The sequence below is a fragment of the Halorubrum sp. SD612 genome (genome assembly GCF_002135005.1).
On record NZ_NEWI01000148.1, the window covers coordinates 1 to 5716 of the forward strand.

The 5716-nt window shown below is 69.9% G+C and carries 6 protein-coding genes and 2 pseudogenes; 4 read left to right on the forward strand and 4 right to left on the reverse strand.

Features of this window, described 5'->3' with window-relative positions; all coding sequences use genetic code 11:
* Both B9G38_RS13615 and B9G38_RS13620 read left to right on the forward strand, forming a co-directional pair.
* A pseudogene (locus tag B9G38_RS13615) lies at positions 1–735 on the forward strand (hypothetical protein); the annotation flags it as partial.
* A gap of 62 nt (positions 736–797) precedes the next feature.
* Positions 798–1073 (forward strand): preprotein translocase subunit TatA, encoded by a 276-nt coding sequence (locus tag B9G38_RS13620; protein ID WP_086220719.1) that lies wholly within the window; start codon positions 798–800, stop codon positions 1071–1073.
* A gap of 37 nt (positions 1074–1110) precedes the next feature.
* On the opposite strand, the gene B9G38_RS13625 is transcribed toward B9G38_RS13620, so the two are convergent.
* Both B9G38_RS13625 and B9G38_RS13630 read right to left on the reverse strand, forming a co-directional pair.
* The gene (locus B9G38_RS13625) at positions 1111–1407 is read right to left on the reverse strand and encodes a rubredoxin-like domain-containing protein (protein ID WP_049931363.1); all 297 of its coding nucleotides are present in this window, start codon (positions 1405–1407) and stop codon (positions 1111–1113) included.
* 170 nt (positions 1408–1577) lie between these two features.
* Positions 1578–2576, reverse strand: coding sequence for a radical SAM protein (locus B9G38_RS13630; protein ID WP_086220720.1), 999 nt, complete (start codon positions 2574–2576; stop codon positions 1578–1580).
* A 124-nt stretch (positions 2577–2700) separates the two neighbouring features.
* Between B9G38_RS13630 and B9G38_RS13635 the strand changes: the two are divergent.
* Positions 2701–3423: pseudogene (locus B9G38_RS13635) on the forward strand (DUF6517 family protein).
* Positions 3424–3514: 91 nt separating this feature from the next.
* On the forward strand, positions 3515–4624 hold the full coding sequence (locus B9G38_RS13640; protein ID WP_049931361.1) for a DUF373 family protein: 1110 nt from the start codon (positions 3515–3517) through the stop codon (positions 4622–4624).
* A gap of 51 nt (positions 4625–4675) precedes the next feature.
* Here B9G38_RS13640 and B9G38_RS13645 read toward each other — a convergent pair whose 3' ends face one another.
* Together B9G38_RS13645 and B9G38_RS13650 are read right to left on the reverse strand one after the other, a co-directional pair.
* A complete protein-coding gene (locus B9G38_RS13645; RefSeq protein WP_049931360.1) occupies positions 4676–4858 on the reverse strand; it encodes a hypothetical protein in 183 nt (60 codons plus the stop codon).
* 101 nt (positions 4859–4959) lie between these two features.
* On the reverse strand, positions 4960–5716 hold a 757-nt coding region (locus B9G38_RS13650), incomplete at its 5' end, for a hypothetical protein (protein WP_086220721.1).

The following is a 5716-nucleotide window of genomic DNA, read 5'->3' on the forward strand; positions in this document are numbered from 1 at the left end:
CACGTCCCGCGGCCGGTGAAGAAGACGCTCGAAGACGACGACTGGCGCGCGGAGGGGGCGATGACGTACCTCTACCGTCGCGGGTTCGACGTGTACGAGATCAACACGATCCTCTCGGCGGGGGCGCTCGGGCGCGGCGAGAACCGTCGGCTCGTCCCGACGCGCTGGTCGATCACGGCCGTCGACGACACGGTCGGCCAGTTCCTCCGCGGGTCGATCCGCGACAACCCGACGGTCGACCGGATCGAGGTCCACCGCAACGAGTACCTCGGCAACGCCTTCTGGGTGATCTTGGTGCCGGGGCGGTGGGAGTACGAGCTCGTCGAGATGAAGTCGCCCGGGTCGATCTGGAACCCGGACCCCGAAGCGGGGGTGTACCTCGCGGCCGCGAGCGAGGGCCGCGAGGGACGGACCGGCTACGTCGAGGAGACGGCGGGCGCATACTACGCGGCGCGGCTGGGCGTCTTGGAACACCTCGACGACCGCGGCCGGCAGGCGAAGGCGCTCGTCGTGCGCCACGTCTCCGACGACTACTGGGGTCCGGTCGGCGTGTGGCAGGTGCGCGAGGCCGTCCGCGACGCCTTCGAGGGGGAGCGGGGGACGGCGGAGACGTTCGGCGAGGCGGTCCGCGGCGTCGCCGACCACCTGCCCGTCTCGCTCGGCCGGCTCCGCCGGAAGTCGACGCTGGCGGCGGGGCTACAGGCGAACCTCGCGGACTTCGTCGACGCGGAGTGAACCGGCGGGCGAAGGGCCCTCGCCGCCGATCCGTTTTAGTCACGGGCCCGAGTGGGCGGCGTATGGTCCCTCTCGCCCTCGCGTTCGGCGGCGTCCCCGGCGGTCCGGAGCTGGTGATCGTCCTGATAATCGCCGTCCTCCTGTTCGGGGTCCCCCTCGTTCTCGTCGGGGGAGCGGTGCTCTACCTCACGACTCGGTCTGACGACGGGTCCGAGGCCGGTGCGTCCGGAGCGGGAGGGCCCGACGCCGAGCGGATCGCGGAGCTGGAAGCGGAGGTCGAGCGGCTCCGAGAGAAGGTGGATGACGGGGCGCACGAGGAGGAGGGCGAGCGGGCCTGAGCGGCGCCGCCGCGTCGACGCACTCGCGGCGCGTCGATCAGTCCTCTGCCCAGTAGTACAGTTGCTCGCGCGGCGCGTCGCAGTTCGGGCAGTTCGCCGGGAGCTGGTCGCCGATCTCGCCCATCTCGCCGCACTCCCAACAGCGCCACATCACGTACGCGGTGCCGAACACGTCCCTGGCGTCGGTGAGCGCCAGCGTGTCGGTGCTCGACGGCGACGCGACGTAGAAGCCGTCGTCGTCGACGCCGCGGATCGACCCGAGCCGCTCGCCGTCCTCGTTGTACACCGCCTGTCCGATGCTCACGTCGGCGAATACGGGTTCTTCCGAGGCCATACGCGGCAATAAGTGCCGGTAGTACATAAGTGTGGTACCAAATGTCACGAAGCGTAGCGAGGAAAGTGGCGGCGAGGGGGCCGGAGCGCGGCCTCGGAGTCGGGACCGGCGGGACAAGCGATTCGACCGGAACAGGAGGTGCGACGGGGGTGGGGAGTCGGCGGAACCGGTCAGGCGACCGGCGTGCGCTCGACGACGGTCCCGTCGACGGTCGGGTACTGTTCGACGATCTCGCCTTCGTCGAGGTCGCCGTCCTCGATCATCTCCTCGAGGAGCCACCACGCGACCTCGACGTGGTTCGACTTGACGGTGTAGAACTCCTCGGGCACGCCGAGCGCCTCGAACCGCTCGGGGTCGGCGAACGCCTTCCCGTAGACGAGCGTCCCGTCGTCGGTCACCTCGTCGAACTCGCGGCGGATGTTCTTCGCCATCCGCTTGAGGCGGTTGCGGTGTTGGGCGGCGTCTTTGAACACCGACGTACAGAAGTACACCTTCTCGTGGCTCGCCATCTCTTCGAGGATGGCGTCGTCCTTCGACCCCTCGACGGCGGACATGTGGCCCTCCTGTAGTTCGAAGCCCTCCTCTTGCATCCGGCGGTAGTTCCCGTCGGACATCTCGAACTCGTTGATGTTACAGAACTCGGCGGCGCCCTCGTCTAAGAACTCCAAGAACTCCGGCTCCGCGCGGATGCCGGGGATCTCGAAGGCGGGGGTGAGCCCCTCCTCGCGGGCGATGTGGAGGATCTCCTCCCACTCGGTGCCGTGCATGTCGCCCCACATCTCCAGCGGCGGGTGGAAGCGGATCTCGTCGAGGCCGGCCTCCGAGAGGCGGCGCATGTTCTCGCGGCCGCCCGTGATGCCCGTGTAGAGGTGGGTGTGGTGGTCCTCACCGAACTCGTCTTTCAGCAGTTCGAGGTACCGGGTCGTCTTCGCCATCGCCTCCTGCGGTTCGCCGCCGGTGATCGAGGTGCCGAGCGCGCTCATACGCTTGGCCTCCTCGATCACATCGGAGTCGGACTCGACCTTCCGCTCGTTGGCGTACACGTCGGTGACGTTCTTCCGGTTCTCTCCGAGGGGGCAGTAGAAGCAGTCCCGCTGGTCGCAGTAGCCGTAGACGAAAAGCACCATCTTCCCGCCCTTGGCGCACTGTTCGCAGCCCTTGGAGATCATCTACCCCATCCTACCGGCCGCGGCCTCAAAAAGCGTCCGAACCGCGCGCTCCCGAGAGAGCCGTTGGCACGGCGGAGCGGCACCGAACACAAAGTATGTACCCCGCATGGTGTCAGTAGCGGCCATGAACCGGAACCCGAACGCCGAGAACGCCGCGGAGAACAGTAACGCGAGCGACGCGGTCACCCGTCGCCGGGCGCTCGCGGCCGGCGGTGCGGTCGGCCTCGCGAGCCTCGCCGGCTGTACCGCGCTCGACGTCGCGACCGGCGACGGGCCCGCGGAGTTCGCCGCCGGCACCGCGACGGTGGCCGACGCGACGCTCTCGGAGAGCGGGTACGAGCTCAACGAAGTGTCCGACGAGACGATCTCCCGAGAGGTCGAGGCGGCCGGACAGACCCGAGAGGTCCGGGTGACGAACACCGTCGCGGAGTAGGACAAGGCGGTCGAACTGCTCGGCGAGCGCTACCAGGCCGCCGTGTTCGCCGCGGTGACGACGCCGCAGATAGAGGTCCTCGGCCGGGCGCTCAACCCGATCGCGGAGATGGGAACCCGCGAGCGCGCCGAGCTCATCTTGAGCCGCTTCGAGAACGTCGGCGGCTTAGAGCGCGGCTCGGAGTACTCGACGAGCGTCCTCGACACCGACACGGCGGTCGTCGTGTACACGGTCGATGCGGAGATCGAGGGGACGGGCGTGACCACCGAGCTGGAGCTCCACATCGGCGAACCGGTCGGCGTCGAGGACGACTTCGTCCTCCCGCTGGCGGCGTACCCGGCCGCGTTCAGCGACGGCGAGAACGTCCGCCGGATGATGAACGGGGTCGAACACGAGCCGACCGACGAGAGCTGACGGCGAGGCGACGCAGTCGGCGGATCGCGTGCGACGCGGAGGGGCGACGCGAGCCGAAAACATATGTCGTCCCCTCGCGTAGCCCCGTTCGATGCTGCTCGTCCTCTGCGTCGACCTCGACGACGACCTCGGCCGCAAGACGGGGATCCCCACGCCCGTCATCGGCGACGAGGACGTCACCGAGGCCGCGGTCGCGCTCGCGACCGCCGACCCCGAGGACTCCGACGTCAACGTCCTCTTCCAAGGCGTCAACGTCCACGACGAGCTGGCCGCCGACGGCGAGGCCGTCGAGGTCGCCGCCGTCACCGGCGTCGACGGTCCCGACGTGAAGGCGAACCGCGCGGTCGGCCAGGAGGTCGACCGCGTGCTCGCCGAGCTGTCGACCAGCGAGGAGGTCTCCGCGGTCGTGATCACCGACGGCGCACAAGACGAGTCGGTCCTCCCCGTGATCCGGTCGCGGATGCCGATCGACGGGATGCGGCGCGTTGTCGTCAGACAGGCGCAGGACCTCGAGTCGCTGTACTACACGATCAAGCAGGTCCTCGCCGACCCGGAGACCCGCGGCACGATCCTCATTCCACTCGGCGTCCTGCTGTTGATCTACCCGCTCGTCGTGGTCGCGAACCTCTTCGACGTGGCGGGGGCGGCCGTGCTGGGGATCCTCTCCGGCGCGGTGGGGCTCTACTCGCTGTTCCGCGGGCTGGGGCTCGAAGACAGCGTTGACGGCGCCGCGGAGAGCGTCCGGAACGTCCTCTACACCGGCCGCGTGACCCTCGTCACCTACGTCGTCGCGCTCGCGCTGGTCGTCGTCGGCGGCGTACAGGGAGTCGAGACCGTCGACGCCGTCGGCGGGGTTCAGGGGAGCTCGCTCGCCGCCGGCACCACCCTCGCCGCGTTCGTCCACGGCTTCGTCCAGTGGCTCGGCGTCGCGGGCGTCACCTCCAGCCTCGGGCAGATCACCGACGAGTACCTCGCCGGCCGGTTCCGGTGGCGCTACCTCAACGCCCCCTTCTACGTGGTCTCCATCGCCGTCGTGCTGTTCGCGGTGTCGGGGTTCTTCCTCCCGGACGCGCCGGGCGTGACGGCGCTCGGGCTCTCGGAGTTGGCGATGGCGCTCGCGGCGGGGACGCTCATCGGCGTGTTGAGCACGCTCGCGTTCGCGGTCGCCGAGTCACAACTCCCGTCGGCCGAACCGGTGTGATGCCGCCACGGCGGCGCCGAGGGCGAGCCGCGGCGCCCGCCGTCGGACAGGTCAGGCCGGGGCGGTCTGCCAGCCGATGAATCGGTCGAATCCGTACGTGAACCCGAGGGACAGCGCGGCGAACACGACCCAGCGAAACACGTCGAACGCGCCGGTAAACGCGAGGACGTTGAAGACATACGAGAGCGACGCTCCGACGAATCCGGCGACGAGGAGGGTACGGCGGTCGTCCATGGGGTCCGCTCGACGCTCCGCAAGTTAGCTCTTCTGTCGGGAAACCGCCCCGACCCGACCGTCTCTTGGTGTCGCCAGCGCGCTCGCGACGACGTGGCAGACTATCGCGGCGTCCAATCGTCGCAGGCTTCCATGTCGTCCATCAGCTCGTCGTAGTGGCCGCAGTAGGGGCGCATCCCGTCGTCGGTCCGGACGTAGTCGAACTCCGCGCAGTTGCCGCAGTAGGCGTCTCCGGGCCCGTCACGCGCCGCGGGAGAGCCGGGCGCGGGCGCGGACTCCGGTGTGGTCGGGGACTCCGGCCCGTCCGTCGGCCCCGCGTCGTCCAGCGGCGAGGTGATGTCGCTGTCGGCGCTGCCGCCGTCGCTCACGCCCGGCGACCCGGGGACGGAGCGACCGCTCGCCCCGGAGCGCCCCCCGCTACTCGTTCGTCCCGGACGGTCCGACCGCTCGGCGCCGCTCGGCGCTCCCGCTCCGTCGCTGTTCGGCGTTCCCACTCCGCCCGACCGGTCGGTGCCGCGCGGCGTTCCAGACGAGTTCCCTCCAGAAGGCGGGCTCGAACGCGACGGCGCGGCGCCCGGGGAGTCACTCTCGGCGTCGTCGGGGCGGTTCGTCTGCGTCTCGATCTCGCCGTCGGGGGTCCCGCCGAGGAGGCCGACGCCGCCGCGGCTCCCGAGCTGGTCGCGGGAGACCTCGACGACCTTCGTCTCGCCCTTGTGGGTCACCTCCATCGTGACGGTGCCGCCGGGGTCGTTGCGGGTCTTGAAGTTGGCGACGCCGACGAAAACGCTCCACAGCGTCGTCGCGGCGCCGAGGAAGTAGACGCCGGCGGTGGGGAGGGTGAGGTCGGTCAGCTCCGGG